Consider the following 25,293-nt stretch of genomic DNA (forward strand, 5'->3'; position numbering starts at 1 on the left):
CGGCACCGACACCGTGTCGTCCTCGGTCACCTCGTGGAAGGTGACGTCGACCGCCGCTTCGGTCGGGCCGTACAAGTTGTGCAGGCGCGCGCCGGTCAGCTCGCGCAACTTCTGCGCGGTCACCGCGGGCAGGGCCTCGCCGGAGGCGAAGACGTTGCGCAGGCTGGTGCATTCGTCGGCCCGTTCCTCGGCCACGAACACCGACAGCATCGACGGCACGAAGTGCACCGTGGTCACCTGCTCGTCGACGATCAGGCGGGCCAGGTACGCGGGATCGCGATGACCGTCCGGCTTCGCGACCACCAGGCGCGCGCCGACCTGCAAAGGCCAGAAGAATTCCCACACCGACACGTCGAACGTGGCAGGGGTCTTCTGCAACACCACGTCGTAAGCCGCCAAACCGTATTCGGCGTGCATCCACACCAGGCGGTTGACGATCGCGGCGTGCGAGACGGCCACGCCCTTCGGACGGCCGGTCGAACCGGAAGTGAAGATCACGTACGCGGTGTTGCCCGGACGCAGCGGCTTGTGCCGGTCGGCGTCGGTCAGCGGCTCGCCGGAGAACTCGGCCAGGTCGAGCTGATCGATGCGCACCTGCCGGGAGACGGTGGTCTCCAGGTCGGAGCCGGAGGTCAGCACGCACACCGGGCGCGCGGTCTCCAGAATGTAGTCGATGCGTTCAGCGGGGTGGTCCGGGTCCAGCGGCACGTACGCGCCGCCCGCGGCGTTCACCGCGTACATGCCGACCACCAGGTCGATCGAGCGGCGCATGCCCAGGGCCACATACGATTCCGGCCCCACGCCGTTGACCTTGAGCCAGCGCGCCAATTGGTGCACCCGGCGGGCGAACTCGGCGTAGGACAGACTCGTCCCCTCGAACGTGACGGCCGGACTGTCCGGGGTGCGCGCGACCTGCGCTTCGAACAGCGAGACCAGGGTCGCGGCGGCGTCGCCGACCGGCGAGGTGAGCGCGGCGTCGACCGGGAACTCGGTGGCGTTCCAGCGCTCGATCACCAAGGCTCGCTCGGCGTCGTCGAGCAGCTCGATGTCGCCGACGGTGACCGACGGGTCGGCGGCGATGCCGCGCAGCACGCGCACGAAGCGCTCGGCGAAGGTACCGGCGAAGACGCCGTCGAACAGGTCGGTGGCGTAGACGAGTTCGGCGTCCATCGCCGCCTCGGCGCCGGGGACCTCGCTGAGCGTGAGCTGGAGGTCGAACTTCGCCGTCGGCTGGTCGATGCCCAGCTCGGAGACGGTGAGCCCGGGCAGTTCCAGCGCGGTGCGGCCGAGGTTCTGGAACGACAGCATCACCTGGAACAGCGGGTGGCGCGCTTGCGAGCGGGCCGGGTTGAGCACCTCGACCAGCCGCTCGAACGGCACGTCGGCGTGCGCGAACGCCTGCAGGTCGCGCTCGCGGACCCGGGCGAGCAGGTCGGCGAACGACTCGGCGGCGTCCACTTCGGCGCGCAGCACGAGCGTGTTGACGAACATGCCGACCAGGTCGTCGAGCGCCTGCTCGCCACGACCGGCGACCGGGATGCCCACGGCGATGTCGTCGGAGCCGCTCAACCGCGCGAGCAGGGCGGCGAAGGCGCTGTGCACCACCATGAACAGCGTGCTGCCGTGCGTGTGCGCGACCCGGTTCAGGTCCTCGATCAACTCGCCGGGCACGCGGAACCGGTGCGTGCCCGCGCCGTAGGAGGCGACGGCGGGCCGCGGACGACCGGCCAGCCGCAGTTCGTCGGGCAGACCGGCCAGCGTCTCGCGCCAGTAGTCGAGCTGCTCGGAGATCAGCGAGGTCGGGTCGTCCTCGGAGCCGAGGGTGTCGCGCTGCCACAGCGCGAAGTCCACGTACTGCACCGCCAGCGGCGGCCAGCCCGGCTGGGCCGCGGAGGTGCGCGCCACGTACGCGGTCATCAGGTCGCGTACCAGCGGACGCATGGAGAAGCCGTCGGCGGCGATGTGGTGCACCACCACGACCAGGACGTAGTCGTCGGGACCGAGCCGGTAGGCGCGCAGGCGCACCGGCGGCTGGGTGGTCACGTCGAAGCCGCGCTCGACGAATTCGTAGAGCGCGCCGAGCAGCTGCCCTTCGGCCACCTCGACCACGTCCAGCTCCGGAATGGCCCGGCCTGCGTTCAGCACCCGCTGGTAGGCGACGCCGTCGCGGGAGGGGTAGATCGTGCGCAGCGATTCGTGCCGACCGACCACGTCGGCGATCGCGCCGCGCAGCGCGTCCAGATCCAGCGCGCCTTCCAGCCGCACCGCGGCCGGGATGTTGTTCGCGGCGGAGTCGGCGTCGAAACGGTTGAGGAACCACATGCGCTGCTGCGCCAACGACAGCGGCGGGTGCTCGGGACGGACCTGTGCCGTGAGCGCTTGGCGCGCACCGCTGCCCGCGTGCGACTCGATCCGGGCGGCCAGCGCGGCCACGGTCGGTGCCTCGAACAGCACGCGCACGCCGACCTCGGTGTTCAGCGCCGCGCTCAGCCGGGCGACCACCTGAGTGGCCACCAGCGAGTTGCCGCCGAGTTCGAAGAAGTCGTCGTCCACGCCGACGCGCGGCACGCCGAGCAGATCGGCGAACAGCTCCGCAACGATCTCCTCGATCGGCGTGGAGGGCGCGCGGAACACCCGCGCCTCGAACACCGGCGCGGGCAGCGCCTTGCGGTCCAGCTTGCCGGAGGCGTTGACCGGGAACGCGTCCAGCACGACCAGCGCGGCCGGGATCATGTAACCCGGAAGCACGGCGGCCAGAGCGGCCTTCACGTCGTCGGTGTCGACCGTCGCGAACGGCTCGCAGACCAGGTAACCCACCAGCTGGTCGCCGGCGTGCGCGTCGGCGCGCAGCACGACGACCGACTGCGCGACGCCCGGCTGCGCCAGCAGCGCGGACTCGATCTCGCCGAGTTCGATGCGCAGACCGCGCAGCTTCACCTGGAAGTCGGTGCGGCCCAAGTAGTCCAGCTCACCGTTCGGAGTCCAGGCCACCAGGTCGCCGGTGCGATACATCCGAGTGCCGGGGGCGCCGTACGGGTTGGCCACGAACCGGTCGGAAGTCAGGTCGGGGCGGCCCAGATAGCCGAGCGCCAGCTGCTCGCCCGCGAGATACAGCTCACCCGCGACACCCGGTGCGACGGGGTGCAGACGGCTGTCGAGCACGAAGACGCGGGTGTTCCACACCGGGCGCCCGATCGGCACCGACACCGTGTCGGCTTCGGTCGCCTCGTGATAGGTCACGTCGACGGCGGCCTCGGTGGGGCCGTACAGGTTGTGCAATCGGGCGCCGGTCAGCTCGCGCAGACGCTGTGCCGTTTGCGCGGGCAGCGCCTCACCGGAGGCGAAGACCTGCCGCAACCGCGGCGCGGGCAGGCCGTCACCGTTCTCGTTGCCCAGCGTGGAGACGAAGACCGAGAGCATGGACGGCACGAAATGCGCTGTCGTGATCTGCTTGTCGGCGATGACCTGGGACAGGTACACCGGGTCGCGGTGCCCGTCCGGGCGCGCGATGACCAGCCTGGCCCCGGTCTGCAACGGCCAGAAGAACTCCCACACCGACACGTCGAACGTGGCGGGCGTCTTCTGCAGCACCGCGTCGTCGCGGCCGATGGGGTATTCGTGCTGCATCCACAGCAGTCGGTTGACGATCGCCGCGTGCGAGACCGCCACACCCTTCGGGCGTCCGGTGGAACCGGAGGTGAAGATGACGTACGCGATGTTCTCCGGCCGCAGCGGCTGCGTGCGCTCGGCGTCGGTGATCGGCGCGCCGCTGGTCGCGGCGAAACCGGGCACGCCTTCGATGCCCTCCACCGACAGCGCGGTCACCGCGGGCTGCGGGTCGAGACCGAAGCCGTCCGCGGAGCGGTACAGGATCATCCGCGGCCGCGCGGTCTCGATGATGTAGTTGACGCGGTCGGCGGGCTGGTCCGGGTCCAGCGGCACGTAGGCCGCGCCGGTCTGCACCACCGCGTACATCGCGACGACCAGTTCGGTCGAACGCCGCAGCGCCAGCGCCACCAGCGATCCCGGGCCCACGCCCGCGCCGATCAGCTGCCGGGCGATGCGGTTGGCCCGCTGCTGCAACTGACCGTAAGTCAGCCGCTCGTCCTCGAAGTCCAGCGCGATCGCGTCGGGCGTGGCCGCCGCCTGCGCGTCGAACAGCGACACCAGCGTCGCGAGCTGGTCCACCGGGTGCCCGGTGTCGTTCCAGTCCACCAGCACCCGCGCCCGCTCCTCGGGCGCGAGCAGGTCGATGTCGCCGATCGGCACGTTCGGGTCCGCGGTCACGGCCGCGAGGATGCGGTCGAGGCGGCGGGCGAAGGCCGCGACAGTCGGTTCGTCGAACAGATCCAGCGCGTAGGAGAACTCGGCCGACATGCCCGCCGAGTCGCCCTGTTCGTCCTGGGTCTCCGACAGGGTCAGCTGCAGGTCGAACTTGGCCAGCCGGGCGTCGTAGTCGATGCCGTTGACCGAGAGCCCGGGCAGCTCCAGGCTGGCCTGCCGGGTGTTCTGGAAGGTCAGCATCACCTGGAACAGCGGGTGCCGCGCTTGCGAGCGGGCCGGGTTGAGCACCTCGACCAGCCGCTCGAACGGCACGTCGGCGTGCGCGAACGCGTGCAGGTCGGTTTCGCGGGCGCGGGCGAGCAGGTCGGCGAAGCTGGACGCGCCGTCCACCTCGGTGCGCAGCACGAGGGTGTTGACGAACATGCCGATCAGGTCGTCCAGGGCGGCCTCGCCGCGACCGGCGACCGGGGTGCCGATGGCGATGTCGCTGGTGCCGCTGGCCCGGGCGAGCAGCACCGCGAGCGCGCTGTGCAGCACCATGAACAGCGAGGCGTTGTGCCTGCGGCCCAGCTCGACGAGGGCGCGCTGGGTCTCGCCGGAGATCACGAACGGGTAGGTGCCGCCGCGGTAGGAGGCGACGGCGGGGCGCGGCCGGTCCGAGGGCAGCACCAATTCGTCCGGCAGATCGGCCAGTTCGCGCGTCCAGTAGCCGATCTGGGAGGAGATCAGCGAGCTCGGGTCGTCCTCGGAGCCGAGCACCTCGCGCTGCCACAGCGCGTAGTCGGCGTACTGCACCGGCAGCGCCGACCAGGCCGGCGCCTCCCACGACGTGCGGGCGGCGTAGGCCACCATGACGTCGCGGGCCAGCGGGCCCATCGACCAGCCGTCGGCGGAGATGTGGTGCACCACCATGCCGAGCACGTACTCGGTCTCGCTGATCTCGAACAGCCGGGCGTGCAGCGGCACTTCGCTGGTCACGTCGAACGCCATCGAGGCCAGCTCGACCAGGTGGTCGATCAGGTTGTGCTCGGTCACCGGCACCGGGGTCAGGTCCGGCACGATCTGGGCGGCGTCCAGCACCACCTGCACCGGGCCGGTCCTGGTCTCCGGGAAGACTGTGCGCAGCGACTCGTGCCGATCGATCACGTCGATGACGGCGACCTGCAGCGCGGCGATGTCCAGATCGCCGGACAGCCGGATGGCGACCGGGATGTTGTTGACCGCCGAGGACGTGTCGAACCGGTTGAGGAACCACATGCGCTGCTGTGCCAGCGACAGCGGCACCTGCTCCGGACGCTGCCGGGCGACCAGCGCCTTGCGCGCGCCGTCACCGGCGTGCGATTCCACCCGCGCGGCCAGCGCCGCGACCGTGGACGCCTCGAACAGCATGCGCACCGGCACCCTGGTGTCCAGCGCGATGCCGAGGCGGGAGGCCACCTGGGTGGCGATCAGCGAGTTGCCGCCCAGCTCGAAGAAGTCGTCGTCCACGCCGACGCGGGAGATGCCGAGCACCTCGCCGAAGATCTGCGCGACGATCTCCTCGATCGGCGTCGTGGGCGCGCGGAATTCGCGCACCTCGAACACCGGTGCGGGCAGCGCCTTGCGGTCCAGCTTGCCGGAAGCGTTCAGCGGGAACGCCTCGAGCACCACGATCGCCGAGGGCACCATGTACGCGGGCAGCGTGCGGTGCAGGGCGTTCTTGATGTTGTCCAGGTCGACCGGTCCACCGGTGCCGACCACGTAGGCGACCAGCTGATCGCCCGCGACGGTGTCCATGACCAGCACGACGGCCTGCGTGACGGCCGGGTGGTCGAGCAGGGCGGTCTCGATCTCGCCGAGCTCGATGCGCTGGCCGCGGAACTTCACCTGGAAGTCGGTGCGGCCGATGTACTCCAGCACGCCCGCGCTGCCCACCTCGGGATCGCGGGGCTGCACCCAGCGCACCAGGTCGCCGGTGCGGTACAGGCGGGAGCCGGGCGGGCCGAACGGGTCGGCGACGAAGCGTTCGGCGGACAGGTCGGGACGGCCGTGGTAGCCGCGGGCGGTCTGCACACCGCCGAGGTACAGCTCGCCGGGCACACCGACCGGAACGGGCGCGAGACCTTCGTCCAGGACATAGGTCTGCGCGTTCCACACCGGGCGGCCGATCGGCACCGAGGTGGGCGCCACCTCGTTGAGGTGCCAGGCGGTGGCGTGCACGGTGAACTCGGTGGGGCCGTACAGGTTGTGCACCGCGGCGGTGGAGAACTGCCGGAACGCGGTGACGGTCGCGGGCGGCAGCGCCTCACCGGCGACCAGAACCGCGCGCAGCGAAGCGCATTCGGCCGTGGACGCCGACCCGGCGAACACCGAGAGCATCGACGGCACGAACGAGGTCATGGTGACCCGGTGCCGACCGATGATCTCCGACAGGTACATAGGATCGCGGTGGCCGTCCGGCGCGGCGATCAGCATGCGGGCGCCGACGGCCAGCGTGCCGAACAGCTCCCACACCGACACGTCGAAGGTGACCGGCGTCTTCTGCAGGATCACATCCGCCGGGCCGATCCGGTACTCGGCGGTGATCCAGGCGATCTGGTTGACCACCGACGCGTGGCTGACCGCGACGCCCTTGGGGCGTCCGGTGGAGCCGGAGGTGTAGAGCACGTACGCGGTGTTGGTGGCGCGCAGCGGGGCGCGGCGCTCGGCGTCGGTGACCGGTCCGTCGTCGAACTCGCTCAGGTCGAGGGTGTCCAGCGCCAGCACCGGGATGCCCGCGGCGGTGACGTCGTCGGCGGTGGTGGTCAGCACGCACACCGGCGCGGAGCTGTCGAGCACGTATTCGGTGCGCTCGGCCGGGTGATCGGGATCGATCGGCACGTAGCCGCCGCCCGCGGTCAGCGTGGCGTAGATCGCCACCAGCATGTCCACCGACCGGCGGATGCCGACGGCGACCAGCGTCTCCGGGCCGACGCCGGTGTCGATGAGCTTGCGCGCCAAGCTGTTCACGCGCGCGGCGAACTCGGCGTAGGTCAGCTCGACCGGCGCGCCGAACTCGTCCGCGCCGCGAACGCCGCCGTCGAAGACGACGGCGGGGTCGTCGGGCCGGGCCCGCACCTGCTCGGAGAACAGGTCCAGCACCGTCGCGGCGGGGACCTCGTGCGCGGTGTGGTTCCACTCGGTGAGCACCCGGGCGCGTTCGGCCTCGTCGAGGATCTGGATGTCGCGCACGGCGGTTCCGGGCGCGGCGACGGCGGCTTCCAGCACACGCAGGTAGCGGCGACCGAACTCGGCGACGGTCGAGGCGTCGAACAGGTCGGTGGCGAAGGAGATGACCGCGCCCATACCGGCGGGCTCGCCGCCCGCGCCGCGCTCCTCGGTGACCGTCCACTGCAGGTCGAACTTGGCGATGTCGACCTCGAGCTCGTCGGCGGTGACCGAGAGACCGGGCAGTTCCAGGGTCGCGTGCGACATCTCCTGGAACGACAGCATCACCTGGAACAGCGGGTGCCGCGCCTGCGAGCGGGTCGGGTTGAGCACCTCCACCAGGCGCTCGAACGGCACGTCCGCGAACGCGAAGGCGGCCAGGTCGGTTTCCCTGGTGCGGCCGAGGAATTCGGCGAACGGCTCGCTGCCGTCCACCTCCGAGCGCAGCACGAGGGTGTTGACGAACATGCCGATCAGGTCGTCGAGCGCCTGCTCGCCACGACCCGCGACCGGCGTGCCGATGGCGATGTCGCTGGTGCCGGACAACCGGGCCAGCAGCACGGCCAGCGAGGCGTGCATCACCATGAAGAGGCTGACGCCCTGCGCGCGGGCCAGCGCGACCAGCCGCCGGTGCAGCTCGGCGTCGATGTCGAAGCTCACCCGGCTGCCGTGGAAGCTCTGCACCGGCGGGCGCGGACGGTCCGCGGGCAGGTCGAGCTGATCCGGCAGGCCCGCCAGCGCCCCGCGCCAGTAGGCGATCTCGCGCGCCGCCATGGACGCGGGATCGGACTCCGCGCCGAGCAACTCGCGCTGCCAGACGCTGAAGTCCTGGTACTGCACCGGCAGCGGCGCCCAGCTGGGCGCCTCGCCCGCGGTGCGGGACAGGTAGGCGGCGGCCACGTCGCGCGCCAGCGGGCCGAAGGAGAAGCCGTCGGCCGCGATGTGGTGCACCACGAACGCCACCGCGTAGTCGGCGGTGCCGTTGCCGCGCCCGCCGGTGACCGCGAACACCCGCATCCGGATCGGCAGCTCACGCGAGACGTCGAAGCCCTGCGCGGCGAACTCGGTCAGCGCGCCGCGCAATTCGGCCTCGTCGATCGGCTGCACCTGGATGCTGAGATCGACCTCGTCGACCGGGAGCACCTGCTGGTAACCGCCGTCGCCGGACTCGGGGAAGATCGTGCGCAACGACTGCTGCCGCTCGACCACGTCCAGCAGCGCCGACTGCAGCACCGCCAAGTCCACCTGGCCGCGCAACCGCACCACGAACGGCAGGTTGTAGGTCGGCACGGTGGGGTCGAACTGGTTGATGAACCACATGCGCTGCTGCGCCAGCGACAGCGGCACCCGCTCCGGGAGCTGCTGGGCCACCAGCGGCGGACGCGAATCCCCGACCGGAGCGGCGTTCTCCGCCCGCGCCGCGATCCCGGCGACGGTCGGGGTCTCGAACAGCGCGCGCACCCCGATCTGGGTGCCGAAGGCAGCGCCGATGCGCGCCACCACCTGGGTGGCGACCAGCGAGTTGCCGCCCAGATCGAAGAAGTTGTCGTCGATGCCGATACGGTCCTGGCTGAGCACGTCGGCGAAGATGCCCGCCACGATCTGCTCGGCCTGGGTGCGCGGCGCGCGGAAATCGCCGGCGTCGGCGCTGAACACCGGCTCGGGCAGGGCCTTGCGGTCCAGCTTGCCGCTGGTGTTCAACGGGAAGGCGTCCAGCACCATGATCGATGCGGGCACCATGTAGCTGGGCAGCTTCTCGGCGGCGAACCTGGTCAGCTCAACCGGGTCCACGGTGTGGCCGGGAGCCGGGACCACGTAGGCCACCAGCTGCTGACCGGTCGCGGTGTCCGTCACCAGCACCACGGCCTGGCTGACCGCGGGATGGGCGAGCAGATCGGTCTCGATCTCCCCCAGTTCGATGCGCTGACCGCGGAACTTCACCTGGAAGTCGGTGCGGCCGATGTATTCCAGCGTGCCCGCGTCGTTCCAGCGCACCAGGTCGCCGGTGCGGTACATCCGCTCACCGCTGTCCGACAGCGGGTTGGCGACGAAGCGGTCCGAGGTCAGGTCGGGACGGCCGCGGTAGCCGCGGGCGAGCTGACGCCCGCCCAGGTACAGCTCACCCGGCGCGCCGATCGCGGCCGGACGCAGCCGCGAATCCAGCACGTAGACCTGGACGTTCCACTCCGGGATGCCGATCGGCACGGTCACCGTGTCGGCGGCCGTCGCCTCCCAGTAGGTCACCGAGACCGCTGCCTCGGTGGGGCCGTACAGGTTGTGCAGGCCCGCGTCGGTGATAGCGCGGAAGCCCGCGGCGGTCTCCGGCGGCAGCGCCTCGCCGATCACGAAAACCGCGCGCAGCGTGGCGCATTGGGCCGGGGTGGCGTGGGCGACGAACACCGTGAGCATGGACGGGACGAAGTCGGTCACGGTGACCCCGTGCCGGGCGATCATCTCCGCCACGTACAGCGGGTCGCGGTGCCCGTCCGGCGACGCGATGACCAGCTTCGCGCCCACCAGCAACGGCAGGAAGTAGCCCCACAGCGACACGTCGAACGTGGTCGCGGTCTTCTGCAGGTACACGTCCGCCGCGGTGAGCCGGTACTCGTCGAGCATCCACAGCTGCTGGTTGACGATCGCGTGGTGGGTGACCGCCACGCCCTTGGGGCGGCCGGTCGAGCCCGAGGTGTAGATGACGTAGGCGGTGTTGTCCGGCCGCAGCGGCGCGAGGCGCTCGGCGTCGGTGACCGGGGCGGGCGAGTACGCCGAGGTGTCCAGGGTGTCGATCGCCACCCGGCGCACCGATTCCGGCAACTCCAGCTCGTCGGCCGAGTGCGTCAGCACGCACACCGGCGCGGCGCTGTCGAGGATGTAGGCAGTGCGCTCGGCCGGGTGATCCGGATCGATCGGCACGTACGCGCCACCGGCCTTCAGCACCGCGTGCATACCGATCACCAGCTCCAGCGAGCGGCGCATGCCCAGCGCGACCAGCGATTCCGGGCCGACGCCGTCGGCGATCAGGAAGCGGGCCAGCCGGTTGACCCGCGCGTCGAACTCCGCGTAGGTGAGCGTGGCGCCCTCGAAGTCGAGCGCGATGTCGTCCGGGGACAGCGCCATCTGCGCGTCCAGCAGCGCCGCCAGCGTGGTCTCCGGGACCTCCTGCTCGGAGTCGTTCCACTCCAGCAGGGTCAGCGAGCGTTCATCGGAGGTGGTGACCGGAAGGTTCCATACCGTCTCGTCCACCTCGGCGGCGAGGAAGCGGTCGAAGAACTCCAGGAAGCGGCCGTGGTGGCGGCGCGCCTCGTCCTCGGTGTAGAGGTTCGGGTTGGTCTCGAAGTCGATGTGCGAGCGCGTGCCCGCGACCGACTGGTAGAAGTTGACGCCCAGATCGCTGATGCTGCCGGTCGACAACACGTGCATCTGACCCTCGACCGGGCCCATCACGATCTCGTTCTGGAACAGCATGATGTTGACCCACGGCCCGAAGAACTCCGTGGTCACCACACCGTCACCGGCCGCGTCGCGGCGGATGTCCTCATGGCGGTAACGCTGGTGCCGCAGCGCGCCGGAGACCGCGACCTGAACCTGCCGCAGCAGCTCGGCCACCGTCGTGTCGTGGCCGACGTGCAGCCGCAGCGGCACGATGTTCGACGACACGCCACCGGAGCGGCGCATCGCGGCAGTGGTGCGCGCGGTCACCGGAAGGCTGAGAATGACGTCCTCGACGCCGTTCCACTGCGCCAGGTACGCCGCGAAACCGGCCAGCAGCAGCCCGGCGGGCGACGAATCGTGCCGCGCGACCGCTGCCTCCAGCAGCGCGTTCTGCTCGTCGGACAGCGAGGCGCTGGAGATTCCGTTGAGCGGCGCGGGCGGCGCCGACCGGCCGGTCAGGCTGGAGCCCTCCTCCAGGCCGGCGACCTGCTCGGCCCAGTACGCCCGGTCGGAGTCGAAGCGAGAGCTGTCGCGGTAGGCGATCTCCTGGTCGTAGAGCGTGCGCAGATCGACGGCCTTGGCGGGCGCCGCCTCGGTGCCGTTGAGGATCGCCGTGTAGTGCTCGGCGATCCGGCTCACGTTGGTCACCGCGCCGAAGCCGTCGAGCGCGATGTGATGCGAACGCAGGTACCAGAACCAGCGGTCGTCGGCGAGTTGCAGACCCGCGATCCGCATCAGCCGGTCTTCGGTCAGACGCAGCGGGCGGCTGTATTCGGCGCGCATCCACGCCATCGCGGCGGCCTCGGGGTCGGCCTCACCGCGCAGGTCCACGTAGTAGACCTTGTCGCTGTCCGGGATGGAGTAGTCGATGTACTGGTACGGCTGGCCGTCGTGCTCGATGATGCGCAGGAAGCCCGAACCCAGTTCGTTGGATGCCTGGATCAGCGCTTCGCGCAGCACCTCCAGATCGAGGTCGCCGTGCAGGTCCACGTACTGCGCGATGTTGATCGGAACCTGCGGGTCCACATGCTGCGCGTACCAGATGCCCAGCTGAGCAGGGGACAACGGGAACGCACTCGACAGATGGGGCGTTCCCTCAGACAAAGCGCGTGCCTGTTCGCCACCAGTTTCGCCGTTTCCGCCGAAATCCAGCCGGTCCAACCGTAACCTCGCTTCCGGAACACCACGCAAGCGCTCCCCGACCACACCCGGAGGGGACGCGCACCTATCCGAGCGTGGCGCCTGCGTCTCCAGGTTCAGTTCTCACATCAAATCAGGCAAAAAATGTTCATTTGAACTATCTGTCCAACGTGCCGGGCTTGTTACATGAGCTCGACCGTGCCCAGGACCCACCGACCGGCTCCGCCGGGACCTTCTGTGCGAATCACCGGATCAATCTACCGTCGCCTCCGGCACCCGACCAACCATGCTCTATAGCTATCCGACATCATCGCAGGCAGATGCGTTGCAGCGGGTTTGCCAGGGTGCTGTTGCGGTTCTCACATGAGTCACGTTGCCCCATTCCGACACTTCCGCGCCGACGTAGGACAGCCGCCTGGGGCGCCTGCCGTCATTACCGCCGGGGCCCAGCGCAGGGCCGTCGCCTTCAGCGCTCCGCACCCGCGGACCCGCGTACGCGCGCCGGGTCGTAGAGATGGGATTGCGCGCACGACACCGCGGGCGTGAGCGCGCGCCCCACCAGGATCACCGCGGCCTGCCGCAGCTTCGCGGCTTCCACCTGGCCGGCGATGTCGGACAGGGTGCCGCGCAGGATCAGCTGCCCGGGTTGGCTGGCGCGATAGACGACGGCGACCGGGCAATCCGCGCCGTACTCGGCGGCCAGTTCGGCGGCCAGTTCGCGGACGCGCGTGATGGCCAGGTGCAGCGCGAGGGTGGCGCCGGTGGCCGCGAAGTTCGCCAGCGCCTCGGACGCCGGCATCGCGGTGGAGCGGGCCCGCGTGCGGGTCAGCACCACCGACTGCACCAGCTCCGGCACCGTCAGCTCCGCGCCCAGCGCGGCCGCAGCGGCGGCGTATGCGGGGACGCCGGGCGTGACGTCCCACGGCACGCCGTGCGCGTCGAGCCTGCGGGTCTGCTCGGTCAGCGCCGAATACAGCGACGGGTCGCCCGAGCACAGGCGGGCCACGTCCCGGCCCGCTCGGTGCGCGCGCACCAAGTGCTCGACGATCTGGTCGAGATCCAGCTGTTGAGTGTCGACCAGCTCGGCATCCGGCGCGCAGTGCGCCAGCACGTCCGGGTCCAGGTATGTCCCCGCGAACAGGCATACCGGCGACGCGCGGAGAAGTTCCACCGCGCGCACCGTCAACAGATCGGCCGCGCCCGGCCCGGCCCCGATGAAGTGCACGGTCATGCGCGCGAGTGTATTGACCGCCGAGCACCGAGCACCGCGGTCCAGCGCGACACCGGAGATGTCCACCGCTGCCGCTGCCCGCCGGCGAGATGCGTTCCTCGGCCGACCCGACCGCTCAAGCGGTGGCGTCGAAGTGGGCGATCACCTTGTCGGGGCGCAGGCGGACGACGAGTTCACCGGGGACGCCGTTGCGCTTGCCGAATTCCTCGGCGCGGTCCGCGCCCATGTACCGGCCGCCGATCTCGGTGGCTGTGCGCAGCAGCTCCTCGGGATCTTCCGAGAGCGTGACCGAGCCCTGCAACTGGACCGAGGCGTACGGCGGCTCCTCCAGGTCGACACACACCGAGACGCGCCCGTCACGGGCGAACGCCTTACCCTTCGCGGTCGACTTACCGGTGTTGAAGACCAGTTCGTCCCCCTCCAGGACGAACCACACCGGAGTCACCACCGGCCTACCGTCGGCGGCCACGAACGCCACCTTGCCGGTACGGGTGCCGTGGGCGAGGAAATCGCGCACTTCGGGATCGGAAAGAGAGGCCATCCGCACACCCTAGGCCGCGGTGGGCCACAGAACACGCGACGAAACGGATCGATGGACATCAGGACAAGTCTTTGGTTGGTCCGGATTCCCGCCTGTGCGGCCGACTCCCTTGTCGGCCTACCGACGCCGTTGTCGAGGGCGGGTTCAGGTGACGACGCTGTCACCTCAGATGTGCTTGCCGCACGGCAACCAGTCTCATCGAATACGTACCGACCCCACATCCGTAGATTCGCCTATGCAATACCTATCTATGCAATCGGCGTCCTCGAGCGCCACCGAGACAGCACCCCGAATCGGCCGTAGCCCCTTCGCCGGTCACTGCCCAGAAATCGCCTAGAGCTGGCACTGCTCGCTGCACCCGACCACCAGCGGTGCACAATTAGTATGCAGGCGCATATCATCTACAAATGCTTACTAATTCTTTACCGGGACCCGCCGACCCGCACGGCGCGGCAGGTGAACAGCCGTTTTCCGAGGGCACGGTGCTCATGCCCTGGCGAGCCGGTCCCCGGCACGACAGCGCAGATTCGGTGTTCGTCAGCGTGACCGACTTCCTGGCCGGCTCCGAAGAAGACGTTCAGGAGATCTACAAGACGGGGATGCGATTGAGCCGGAACTGGCCCGTGATGCACGGCGCGGTCGGCCTGTGGCTGTGGGCTCGGCCATCGGAATTGCGCGGCGGCTCCATCTCGGTGTGGGAGACCGAAAAGGACATGCGGCGGTTCGTGCGCTGGCCGGTGCACGCCGACATCATGCGGAAGTGGCGCGGGCGAGTCGGCCTCGCCACCGACTCGTGGCAGGCCGTCCGGTTCGACGCCCAGGAGGTGTGGGCACGGGCGCGCGACACGATCGACTCGCGCCCGCACCCTCAGGCCGGATGACCCATGCGCGGCCGTGCACCCGATCAGCGGTCGGACCACTGCTCCGGAAGATTTCGCCGGCCCGGAGACGTCCGGCCGACCGGTCCGGATCAGGTGCGGCGCATGAACGCCATCACGCAGCACTCCCTGGTGCCCGAGCTGTCGACGCTCCGTTCGATCACACTGACCAACTCCCAACCCTGGGATTCGAGCAGTTCGATGCCATTGAGCAGGTGGACAACCGGCTCGAAGACCGTGGACGTGTTGTCCCCCAGCGTGCGGAACTCCAACCGCAGCGGCGAACTCAGGACCAGGTTCCGGCGCGGATAGGAGCGCAGGTCCACCACGCCGTTCAGCACGGCGATCACGTCGAAGACAGGCCCGGGTGCAGGAGTACTCACGTCCCCATAGTCCTGCACTCTCGACCGTCCGGTGAAACGACGAAAGCCGTGCCCCCGCCGCTGACGTGCGGATCAGGGGGCATGCTGTCGAATTCCGCTGTGGATCAGCGCTGCCAGGGCAGGCAGCCCGCGGCGCGCAGGCGGGTCGCCAGCCCGGAACCGATGGTGGTGCTGGAACCGTTGCCCGCGGTGAGCGCCAGCAGGAGATCGAGGCCGAGTCCGGCGCCGAGGGAGCAACCCAGCAGATTGACGTCCACCGTGATGATCTCGTCCTTCGGTGCGCCGGGCAGGGTCTCATCGGCATGCGCCGAACTCGCCCCGGCCACGGTGGCGGCAACGAGCGTCACGGCGATGAGACCGGCTCGGATGGATCGCACTTATCCTCCTTCTGCGCCCTGGCCGGGCGCGATCCTCATGCCGGGCAATGAATTCGATCGACATCGGCGTCCGCGCCCCCGACCGGCGGTCCGCCGCATGGATTGTTGACCGATCGAGAGCGCGGGAAACCCCTTTTCCGCCCGGAGCCGGTGACATGTCACACTCCGATCCGAGCCGTCGCCGAGACACGGCGGAAGCCCGGAACACGGTCGAGCGGCGGCCACACCCGCAGACCGGTCGACCCCCTCGGCGCGGTTGCGCGGGCACCGACCACTGATGGCTGGTCCGCTTTCCAACCTCGGAGTCGACCGCCATGGTGACCGTGGCGGTCCTGATTCGCCGATCGGAACTATCGGCAGATCGTCGGGCAGTCCGTCGGCAGATGATCGGGAAGAGTGTCGGCAGATCGTCGGTTTTCGGTCGATCGCCCGCCGTCGATTGTTGACCGCTCGCGAAGAACGGAGACCTCGATCTCGCCCCGGGTTCGTCTGGGGCGGCGTTCAGGGGCGGATGTGTTCCGCGCGAACGCCGATTCCGATGAATCGGCCAACCGCGTGGCGCAGCACCGGCAGCCGCCGGAAAAGGCGGAAGATCGGCGGGACGTGGGTGGCGGTGTCGTCGTGCAGATTTTTGGGGTAGAGGTCGCGCAGAATGGCCAACTGGAACAGCTGGGTCAGTCTGACGGGCAGTTGGCGGCGGGCCTGCACGCGAGGCGGATCGGCGTCGGTCAGGTTGTGCGCGAGCAGTTTCGGGCCGAGGATGTTCGCGGTTGCGACAGCGTCCTGGATGGCCAGGTTTATGCCGACGCCACCCGCCGGTGACATGGCGTGGGCGGCATCGCCTATGCAGAGCAAGCCCGGTCGATACCACCTGGTGAGCCGGTCGACACGGACCGTCAGCTGATGAACGTCGTCCCAATCGCCGAGTTCGTGAACGCGGTCGCGCAATGCGGGGGCGAGCGCGCTGATTCTGTCGCGTAGCTCGCCGATGCCGAGTGCGCGTAGATCTTCATAGGCGTTCGTGGGAATCGTGTACGCCACTTGCCAGTAGTCGCCGCGATCGATGGCGACCATCGCCCCCTTGCCGCCCTGGAAGAACTCGACCTGGTCCGTCGCTCGCCGCGACAGCCGAAACCACAGGACGTCCATCGGTGGCGAACTCGCCGCTGCCCGCAAACCGGCCGATTCTCGCATGCGTGAGTGGCGGCCGTCCGCGGCCACGACGAGATCGGCCCGGATTTCGAAGCTTCCGGTGTCGGTGGTCGCCCGCACGCCGAGGACGCGATCGTTCTCGATGAGCAGATCGACTGCTTTCGTGTTTTGCAGGAGCCGGAAGCCGGGGAAGGCCGCGGCCTTGGTCGCCAGGAAATTCAGGAATTCCCATTGCGGCATGAACGCGATGTACGGGCCGCGGACCGGCAGCTTCCGGAAATCCGCGAAGGTCACGGGCGTGCCGCCGACCGCGACGGTGACGCGATCCATGGTGTTGTGCGGGAGGCGGTGGAATTCGTCCAGCCAGCCGAGTTCGTGGATGAGTTCCTGAGTGGACGGATGGATGGTGTCGCCACGGAAATCGCGCAGGAAGTCGGCGTGTTTTTCCAGCACCACCACCTCGACACCCTGCCGGGCGAGCAGCGTGCCCAGCATCATCCCGGCGGGGCCGCCGCCTACCACGCAGCATTGCACGTTCATGTCATGCACCGGCGATCTCTCCTTCTTCGAATGGCGCGCTACGAACAAGTCCGTGGAGCACGAGACCCACCAGCTCGGCGACATCGACCGGGATGCCGGTGCTGCGCCCGACGGCGAGAGTCGCGAACAGGGCGGTCGCGGTCGTGCGCGCGTCATGGTCACGCAATTCCCCCGCGACCACGCGGGAGCGCAGATACTCGGCCATCACGGCCTGCCCTTCCCCGACGAATTCCGCCAGCACCGCCCGCACGTTCTCATGCGAATGCCCGGCGGCGAAAAACAGTCTGATCAGCTTGGCATTGGCGGCCAGCACGCCGTCGAACTCGCGCATGACCCGGGGCAAGACCTCGGTCGCCGGCTCGCCCTCCGCCCGCTCCAGCGATTCGCGCAACTGCCGCGAGAATCCGCGCTCCCGCAACAACGCGGTCACCAGCGCCTCTTTCCCGGCGAAATAGTGATACAGCAGGCCGGGCGCGACCCCGGCGGCAGCCGCGATGTCCTTGACCGAAGCCCCGTCGATCCCTTTGTCGGCGAACACTTCCAACGCCGCGTCGAGCAGGCGCTCGCGCCGCCACTGCGCCTGTTCTCGTCGACTTCCCACGCCACTCCATTGATTGAACGATCATTCAATGAACTGAACCGTACCAGCAGACCGCGAGAAAGCGAAGCTTGCCAACCCACACGGCGCGTGGATCACCTCAGACGCCCGTTCGACCGCCCGTGCGAGGACCGGGCCACGGTGCGGTCGGCCGTCCTCTGACCTGCGGTGGAATGTGCCTGGAATCGAGGGTGATCAGCCCGCGGACCCCCATGATCACGTCCGCGCGGTCTTCCAGATGGCCCACAGAGGGGGTGATCACCGCGATCGCGCCGACGCGGCCGATCACGGTGAGCAGCGCGTCGAGCGACGCGGGCGCGGCGGGGCCGGCGACCAGCGTTCGCGCCAGATCGAAACCCGACGCCTTCGCCAGCGCGCGGATCTCCATTTCGTGCCTGCGCGCACGACGCCCGGAGATATCGCGGCGCAGATACCCGACCACTTTCGGCTTCATGATCACCTCTCGTTCGATGGGTGCGCCCGCCGCCGGGGGCTTTCGCCACCGTTCGCGGCTCACCGCGTCCCGGAGTGCCGTGCCGACACGGCATCACCCCGGCGGCGCGCGCATCTCGAGCCTCGAGGAACGGGCCGAACATCGCGACGCTGTCAAGCGCGCGACAGCAGGTGTGCGATATCTGCGGTTGCCCCGCACCACCTGCGCGATCGCGCTTAAAGTTTGCTCATCACAGGAGATCTCGTGAGGGGGCGGATCGTGATCGACAACGAGACCGACGGCGCGTGGAAGTCACCGCGATTCCGCGAATTGCTCGCTCGAGGGCAGCCCGGTCAAGCGCTCGCTCTCGTCCGCAAAGAAATGGGCCTGTCCCAAGCCGACTTCGGCGCGCTCCTGCATTGGGACCGCACCCACGCGGGCCGGGTGGAACGCGGAGAAGTAGGGACCATCTTCGACGTCCGCGAATTGGTCCGCGCCATGGACGCACTCGGTATCCCCCGCTCTGCGTTGCTGCCTCTCTTGCTCGCGACACCCGATCCGGGGACCATCGACTATGGGGGTGGCGAAGGAGTCGATGACGTGGACCGCAGACAATTCGGCCTGGCAGCGACCATAACGGCAGCGGCGGGTGTCTCCATACCGTCCACCAGGGCGGCAGAACCTCTCCGAGTCGGCGCCGGGCATGTCACTTATATCCGCGTGCTCACCCAACGGCTGTGGGAGCACGACAACCATCGCGGAGGCGGCGGAATATACGACTACGCCTCGCGGCAATACGCTTCCGTGCGGCGTCTACTCGACTCCAGGTCGTACGGCGACCGCATCGGCGCCGAATTGCTGAGTGCCACGGGATGGCTGTCGAACACCGTCGCCTGGCTGGCTCGCGACAGTAATCGACCCGGCATCGCTCGACGCCACCTGACGGAATCGGTTCTGCTTGCCGAACAGTGCGGTGACAACGCGCTATTGGCCGCTGCCCTCGGCGACCTCGCGAATCTCTCCGCCTTCCCCGCCTCGCTCGCCGAGCCCGTCCGCCTCGCACGGCGTTCCACCGAACTCGTCAAGGACATACCGTCGGCGCGCATGAATGCCCTGAAGGCCGCCGAGGAGGCAACCGCGTACGCGGCCGTGGGCGACGAGCAGGAGTTCGACCGCGCGATGGCGCGAGTCTGGCGCGAAGCCGACCGTGGGCTGGACAGCCCGGACGACCCGGCATGGTTGGGGCACGTCAACGAGGCCGAATTGCGCGCCCACGAGGCGCGCGGACTCCGGATGCTCGGGCACCACGGCCGAGCGACCGAGCTGTACCGCGAGAGCGTCGCCCACGGAAGTTGTTTCCCCCGCGACGAAGCTTCGTACCGCGCCTACTTCGCCGCCGCCCTCGCGGGCCTCGGCGACACCACCTCGGCCATCACCGAAGCCCACACCGCCCTCACGCTGCTGGAAGGCCCGGTCAACTCCCCACGCCTCCTGGCCGAACTGCGCCCTGTCCGCACAGCCGCCAACCGCACACGCGGCGACGACGCCGAACACTTCCGCCTCCGATTCGACGCCCTCGCCCGCACGGCATGATCAAGACTTCAGAGGAGCCGCCCCGGAGGTGGTAACTGACGGCGGCCGAGGAGGGTGTCGCGCTGATCGGCCACCATGGCGCGGATCGCGGTGACGACGGCGGCCACTTCCGGGCGGCGGAGGGTTTCGGTGCGGGCGACGAGCCAGTAGCCGAGGGTTACCGTCACCGAATCGGCCAGGACGCGAACGAGATCGGTGTGGCGGTCGGCCATGAAGCAGGGCAGCAGGCCCAGACCGGCCGAGGCGCGCGTGGCTTCCACATGCACGAAAACATTGGTCGAAGTGACGGATTCGCGCATCGCGGGTACGAAGCTGGAAGCCAGGTCGAGATCGTCGACTTGCAGCATGGAATCGATGAAGTAGACGAGCGGATATCGGGCCAGCTCATCGATCGTCGCGGGCGCGCCGTGTTCGCGCAGGTACTCGCGGGAGCCGTAGAGGCCGAGACAGTAGTCGGCCAAGTGCGTGGCGGTGGCGCGGTGCACCTGCGGCTCCCCCACGACTATCTCGAGGTCCAGGCCGGAGCGCTGTTGCGAAGCGCGGCGCGTGGTCGCCACGATCTCGACCGAGATTTTCGGATGCCGCCGCTGCACCTCGGCGGCGGCGGGCGCGGCGATGTAGGCGCTGAAGCCGTCGGTCGCCGAGATCCGGACCACGCCCTCCAGCACCCGGTCGCCGCCCGCGTCCGCGGCCAGTGACTTCACCGCCGACTCCACCGCCTCGGCCGCGGCCAGCGCCGCCCTGCCCAGATCGGTCAGTTCCCAGCCGCCGGTCACCCGGGTGAGCACCCGGCCGCCGAGGGTGTGCTCCAGGGCGGCGATGCGCCGCGAGATGGTGGTGTGGTTGATGCCGAGTTCTTCGGCGGCCGTGACGAATCGGCCGGAACGCCCGACAGCCAGCAGGACGAGAAGGTCGTCCGCGCTGGGACGACCTGGGGTGGCCGGGCGCATATCTGCATCTTTGCAGAGACGCACTGCACAAATGGTCATTGCGGCGCGATTCGTCTGCACTAATACTCGGTGCAGCCAAGCATTGTGGGGGCTGTCACATCGGGAACCGAAGTGTGGCCCCGGGCACGAAGGAGAAGTGCGATGAGGGAGCACAGCGCCGGAGCGACACCGGCGAAGGATGCGGGCGCGACCAGCGGCCTGCGCCGCGTGGTGGCGGCGTCCATGGCGGGCACGGTCGTGGAGTGGTACGAGTTCTTCCTCTACGGCACCGCCGCCACGCTGGTGTTCAGCAAAGTGTTCTTCGCCAAGGGCACCAGCGATCTGGACGCCATCCTCGCCGCGTTCGTCACCTACGCCGTCGGTTTCGCGGCGCGTCCGCTCGGCGGCGTGGTGTTCGGGCATTTCGGCGACAAGTACGGCCGCAAGAAGCTGCTTCAGTTCAGTCTCGTGCTGGTGGGCAGCGCGACGTTCCTGATGGGCTGCCTGCCCACCTTCGGGCAGATCGGCTACTGGGCGCCCGCGCTGCTGGTGACGCTGCGCTTCATCCAGGGCTTCGCGGTCGGCGGCGAATGGGGTGGCGCGGTGCTGCTGGTCGCCGAGCACAGCCCCAGCCGCAGCCGCGGCTTCTGGGCGAGCTGGCCGCAGGCGGGCGTGCCCGTGGGCAACCTGCTGGCGACGGTCGCGCTACTGGTGCTCACCTCCACGCTGTCGGACGAGTCGTTCCTCGGCTGGGGCTGGCGGGTGGCGTTCTGGCTGTCGGCGGTGGTGGTGCTGATCGGCTACTACATCCGCACCAAGATCACCGACGCGCCCATCTTCGTCGCCGCCCAGCAGGAGGCCGAGCAGATCAAGGCGACCTCGCTGAGCGTGGTCGAGGTGCTGCGCCGCTACCCGCGCGGCGTGCTCACCGCGATGGGTCTGCGCTTCGGCGAGAACGTCATGTACTACCTGGTGGTCACGTTCACCATCACCTATCTGAAGGTGGAGGTGCACGCCGACACCGAAGTGATCCTGTGGTGGCTGCTGGCCGCGCACGTAGTGCACTTCGCGACGATCCCGGTGGTGGGCAACCTGTCCGACCGGTTCGGCAGGCGACCGGTCTATCTGATCGGCGCGCTGACCGCGGGCACCTGGGGCTTCTTCGCCTTCCCGATGATGGACAGCGGCCACAACGTGGTCATCATGTCCGCCATCATCATCGGCCTGGTCTTCCACGCCTTCATGTACGCCGGGCAGCCCGCGATCATGGCCGAGATGTTCCCCACCCGGATGCGCTATTCGGGGGTGTCCCTCGGCTATCAGGTGACCTCGATCGTGGCCGGTTCGCTGGCGCCGATCATCGCGGTGCGGCTGCTGAACACCTATCACTCCGCGGTGCCGATCGCCTGGTACCTGGCGGGGGCGGCGGCGGTGAGCGCGATCGCCGTGTTCTTCGCACGAGAGACGAAGGGGCTCGATTTGGAGAGCATCGACCACGCCGACGCCGCGAGCCTGGGCGCACGAACCGAAGTGACCGTGCGATGAGCGATCTGGCGGGGCGCAGCGCCCTGGTGACCGGCGGCGCGAGCGGCATCGGCGCGGCGTGCGCCCGTGCGCTCGCGGCGCGCGGCGCCACGGTCACGGTGGCCGACGTCGACGACGTCGGCGCGAAGGCCGTGGCCCGCGAGTTCGGCGGCAAGTCGTGGGCGGTGGATCTGCTCGACGTCGCGGCGCTGGAGGAGCTGGAACTCGACGTCGACATCCTGGTGAACAACGCCGGAGTGCAGCATGTCAGCCCGATCGAGGATTTCGCGCCGCAACGGTTCCGCGACCTGCTCACGCTGATGGTCGAGGCGCCGTTCCTGCTGGTGCGCGCGGCCCTGCCGCACATGTACCGGCAGGGCTGGGGGCGCGTCGTCAACATCTCCTCGGTGCACGGGCTGCGCGCCTCCGAGTACAAGGTCGCCTACGTGACGGCCAAGCACGGACTGGAGGGACTGTCGAAGGTCACCGCCCTGGAGGGCGGCCCGCACGGCGTGACGAGCAACTGCGTCAACCCGGGCTACGTGCGCACGCCGCTGGTGGACAAGCAGATCGCCGACCAGGCCAGGGCGCACGGCGTGCCCGAGCAGGAAGTCGTAGCGAAGATCCTGCTCACCGAGAGCGCGATCAAGCGCCTCGTGGAGCCGGAGGAGGTCGCGGCGCTGGTGAGCTGGCTGGCGTCGCCGGAGGCGGGCATGGTCACCGGCGCGGCCTACACGATGGACGGCGGGTGGAGCGCGCGATGAGGGCGCGCTCACCCGAGGGCGGTCAACGCCATCTTGCGCAGCACCGGACGGGCGCGGGCCGCGGTCGCGTTGCCCGCGCTGTGCGGGGTGGAGTTGATCAGGCCGAAGGCGGCGTGGGCCTGTACCCGCGCCGTCTCCTCGGGTAGCTCCGGATGCAGCTCGCGCAGCACACCCACCCAGATCTCCACGTACTGGCGCTGGGTGCGGCGGATCTCGCGGCGGGCGGCGGCGGGCACGTTGTCCAGGTCGCGGTCCTGGATGCGGATCAGTTCCGGTTCACCCAGGGCGAAGTCCAGGTGATGGTCGACCAGCCCGGCGAGCGCCCGTTCGGCGGAGTTCGTGCCCGCCACCACCGCCTTGCCGCCGTCGAGCAGGCGCTGGCTCACCCCGACCAGCAGCTCCACCAGCAGCGCCTCTTTGTTCGGGAAATGCCGGTAGACCGCGGGACCGCTGATGCCGACGGCGGCGCCCAAGTCGTCCAAGCGCATGCCGAGGAAGCCGCGATCGGCGATCAACCGCGCCCCCGCTTCCAGCAGTTGCGCCCTGCGTTGCGCCTTCAATTGCTCACGACGCGTGGGCGCGACGGATTCGGCACTGGTCACACGCGATCCTTTCCGCCGATCTGGACATCTCGGTTAATCAACACTAACCTGAATTTTAGTTATCGGCGACTAACTGGACGACAGGATGGCGTGATGACCGTTACCGAAGAGGCCGTCGGCAATCGCGCCGCGCACGCGGCGTTGGTCGACGACCTGCGCGCCCGGCTGGCCGCCGCGGCGCTCGGCGGGCCCGCGAAGGCGCGCGAGCGCCACGTCGCGCGCGGCAAGCTGCTGCCCAGACAGCGGGTGGACCAGCTGCTGGACCCGGGGAGCCCGTTCCTCGAACTCTCCCCGCTCGCGGCGACCGGGATGTACGGCGACGAATCCCCCGGCGCGGGGATCATCACCGGGATCGGGCGGGTGTCCGGGCGCGAATGCGTGATCGTGGCCAACGACGCGACGGTCAAGGGCGGCACCTACTACCCGATGACGGTGAAGAAGCATCTGCGCGCCCAGGAGATCGCGACGCAGAACCGCTTGCCGTGCGTGTACCTGGTCGACTCCGGCGGCGCCTACCTGCCGCGCCAGGACGAGGTGTTCCCCGACCGGGAGCACTTCGGGCGCATCTTCTACAACCAGGCGACCATGAGCGCCAAGGGTATTCCGCAGATCGCCGCGGTGCTCGGCTCGTGCACCGCCGGTGGCGCGTACGTGCCCGCGATGAGCGACGAGGCCGTGATCGTGCGCGACCAGGGCACCATCTTCCTCGGCGGCCCGCCCCTGGTGAAGGCCGCGACCGGCGAGGTGGTCACGGCCGAGGAACTCGGCGGCGGCGAACTGCACTCGCGCACCTCGGGCGTCACCGACCACCTGGCCGAGGACGACCGGGACGCGCTGCGCATCGTGCGCCGGATCGTGGCCACCCTCGGTCCGCGCACGCCGGCGCCGTGGGACCGCAGGCCCGTCATCGCGCCCGCCGCGCCGGAATCCGAGCTCTACGACGTGGTGCCGGTGGACCTGCGCACCCCCTACGACGTGCGCGAAGTGATCCATCGCCTGGTCGACGGCACACCCGAGGGCGAAAGCGGCTTCCACGAGTTCAAGGCCGAATACGGCAAGACCTTGGTCACCGGGTTCGCGCGCATCCACGGGCACCCGGTGGGCATCGTCGCCAACAACGGCGTGCTGTTCAGCGAATCCGCCATGAAGGGCGCGCATTTCATCGAGCTGTGCGACAAGCGCAGCATCCCGCTGTTGTTCCTGCAGAACATCACCGGCTTCATGGTCGGCCGCGATTACGAGGCGGGCGGCATCGCCAAGCACGGCGCGAAGATGGTCACCGCGGTGGCCTGCGCGCGCGTGCCGAAGCTCACCGTCGTGATCGGCGGTTCCTACGGCGCGGGCAACTACTCGATGTGCGGCCGGGCGTACTCGCCACGGTTTCTGTGGATGTGGCCGAACGCCAGGATCTCGGTGATGGGCGGCGAGCAGGCGGCGTCGGTGCTGTCGACGGTGCGCGGCGATCAGCTCGACAGCAGTGGGCAGCCCTGGTCAGCTGAGGACGAGGAAGCGTTCAAGGCCCCGATCCGGGAGCAGTACGAAAGTCAGGGCAACCCCTACTACGCGACCGCCCGGTTGTGGGACGACGGCGTCATCGATCCCGCCGACACCAGAACCGTGCTGGGGCTGGCGCTGTCGGTGTGCGCGCAGGCCCCGCTCGAGCCCGTTTCCTACGGCGTATTCCGGATGTGATGGCGATGCTGAAC

General features: G+C 69.3%; 15 protein-coding genes (1 of these 15 only partly in view). 5 read left to right on the plus strand and 10 right to left on the minus strand.

Annotated features, from left to right (window positions below; genetic code table 11):
• From ON27_RS24755 to ON27_RS24765, 3 genes are all read right to left on the minus strand, one after another.
• The coding region annotated (locus ON27_RS24755; RefSeq protein ID WP_043732665.1) for a non-ribosomal peptide synthase/polyketide synthase crosses the window boundary (this coding region is incomplete at its 3' end): on the minus strand, positions 1 to 12,063 show 12,063 of its 31,365 nt. Its footprint begins 19,302 nt before the window's first position.
• Between the two features lie 445 nt (positions 12,064 to 12,508).
• Entirely contained in the window at positions 12,509 to 13,273 is a 765-nt protein-coding gene (cobM, locus tag ON27_RS24760) for a precorrin-4 C(11)-methyltransferase (protein WP_043732668.1), read from the minus strand.
• 115 nt (positions 13,274 to 13,388) lie between these two features.
• A complete protein-coding gene (locus ON27_RS24765; RefSeq protein WP_043732671.1) occupies positions 13,389 to 13,814 on the minus strand; it encodes a PPOX class F420-dependent oxidoreductase in 426 nt (141 codons plus the stop codon).
• A gap of 407 nt (positions 13,815 to 14,221) precedes the next feature.
• Here ON27_RS24765 and ON27_RS40060 point away from each other — a divergent pair, with 407 nt between their 5' ends.
• On the plus strand, positions 14,222 to 14,695 hold the full coding sequence (locus tag ON27_RS40060; RefSeq protein WP_157227328.1) for a hypothetical protein: 474 nt from the start codon (positions 14,222 to 14,224) through the stop codon (positions 14,693 to 14,695).
• A gap of 89 nt (positions 14,696 to 14,784) precedes the next feature.
• Here ON27_RS40060 and ON27_RS24775 read toward each other — a convergent pair whose 3' ends face one another.
• The 5 genes from ON27_RS24775 to ON27_RS24795 all read right to left on the minus strand — a co-directional run bounded on the left by ON27_RS24775 (position 14,785) and on the right by ON27_RS24795 (position 18,196).
• The gene (locus tag ON27_RS24775) at positions 14,785 to 15,075 is read right to left on the minus strand and encodes a hypothetical protein (protein WP_157227329.1); all 291 of its coding nucleotides are present in this window, start codon (positions 15,073 to 15,075) and stop codon (positions 14,785 to 14,787) included.
• 104 nt (positions 15,076 to 15,179) lie between these two features.
• A complete protein-coding gene (locus ON27_RS24780; RefSeq protein WP_039804007.1) occupies positions 15,180 to 15,452 on the minus strand; it encodes a hypothetical protein in 273 nt (90 codons plus the stop codon).
• Positions 15,453 to 15,953: 501 nt separating this feature from the next.
• A complete protein-coding gene (locus tag ON27_RS24785; protein ID WP_043732649.1) occupies positions 15,954 to 17,144 on the minus strand; it encodes an FAD-dependent oxidoreductase in 1,191 nt (396 codons plus the stop codon).
• Between the two features lies 1 nt (position 17,145).
• Positions 17,146 to 17,745, minus strand: a complete 600-nt coding sequence (locus ON27_RS24790) for a TetR/AcrR family transcriptional regulator (protein WP_051046972.1) — start codon at positions 17,743 to 17,745, stop codon at positions 17,146 to 17,148.
• A gap of 97 nt (positions 17,746 to 17,842) precedes the next feature.
• The gene (locus ON27_RS24795) at positions 17,843 to 18,196 is read right to left on the minus strand and encodes a hypothetical protein (RefSeq protein WP_157227330.1); all 354 of its coding nucleotides are present in this window, start codon (positions 18,194 to 18,196) and stop codon (positions 17,843 to 17,845) included.
• Positions 18,197 to 18,439: 243 nt separating this feature from the next.
• Here ON27_RS24795 and ON27_RS24800 point away from each other — a divergent pair, with 243 nt between their 5' ends.
• Complete coding sequence (locus ON27_RS24800; protein ID WP_043732652.1) at positions 18,440 to 19,768, plus strand: helix-turn-helix domain-containing protein; 1,329 nt, start codon at positions 18,440 to 18,442, stop codon at positions 19,766 to 19,768.
• An 8-nt stretch (positions 19,769 to 19,776) separates the two neighbouring features.
• Here ON27_RS24800 and ON27_RS24805 read toward each other — a convergent pair whose 3' ends face one another.
• The gene (locus tag ON27_RS24805) at positions 19,777 to 20,718 is read right to left on the minus strand and encodes a LysR family transcriptional regulator (protein WP_245560092.1); all 942 of its coding nucleotides are present in this window, start codon (positions 20,716 to 20,718) and stop codon (positions 19,777 to 19,779) included.
• Positions 20,719 to 20,859: 141 nt separating this feature from the next.
• On the opposite strand from ON27_RS24805, the gene ON27_RS24810 reads away from it, so the two are divergent.
• Both ON27_RS24810 and ON27_RS24815 read left to right on the plus strand, forming a co-directional pair.
• Positions 20,860 to 22,242 carry an MFS transporter gene (locus ON27_RS24810; RefSeq protein ID WP_043732656.1) on the plus strand — a complete coding sequence of 461 codons (1,383 nt, stop codon included), beginning with the start codon at positions 20,860 to 20,862 and terminating at the stop codon, positions 22,240 to 22,242.
• Positions 22,239 to 22,985, plus strand: coding sequence for a 3-hydroxybutyrate dehydrogenase (locus ON27_RS24815; protein ID WP_043732658.1), 747 nt, complete (start codon positions 22,239 to 22,241; stop codon positions 22,983 to 22,985). The genes ON27_RS24810 and ON27_RS24815 overlap by 4 nt, the downstream gene beginning before the upstream one ends.
• An 8-nt stretch (positions 22,986 to 22,993) precedes the next feature.
• Here ON27_RS24815 and ON27_RS24820 read toward each other — a convergent pair whose 3' ends face one another.
• Complete coding sequence (locus tag ON27_RS24820; RefSeq protein ID WP_043732660.1) at positions 22,994 to 23,587, minus strand: SACE_7040 family transcriptional regulator; 594 nt, start codon at positions 23,585 to 23,587, stop codon at positions 22,994 to 22,996.
• Positions 23,588 to 23,680: 93 nt separating this feature from the next.
• Here ON27_RS24820 and ON27_RS24825 point away from each other — a divergent pair, with 93 nt between their 5' ends.
• Positions 23,681 to 25,279, plus strand: a complete 1,599-nt coding sequence (locus tag ON27_RS24825; RefSeq protein WP_043732663.1) for a carboxyl transferase domain-containing protein — start codon at positions 23,681 to 23,683, stop codon at positions 25,277 to 25,279.
• The last annotated feature ends 14 nt before the right edge of the window (positions 25,280 to 25,293 follow it).

Origin of the sequence: Nocardia asiatica NBRC 100129, from assembly GCF_000308415.1 — a bacterium.
In the GTDB taxonomy this organism is placed as follows: Bacteria; Actinomycetota; Actinomycetes; order Mycobacteriales; family Mycobacteriaceae; genus Nocardia; species Nocardia asiatica.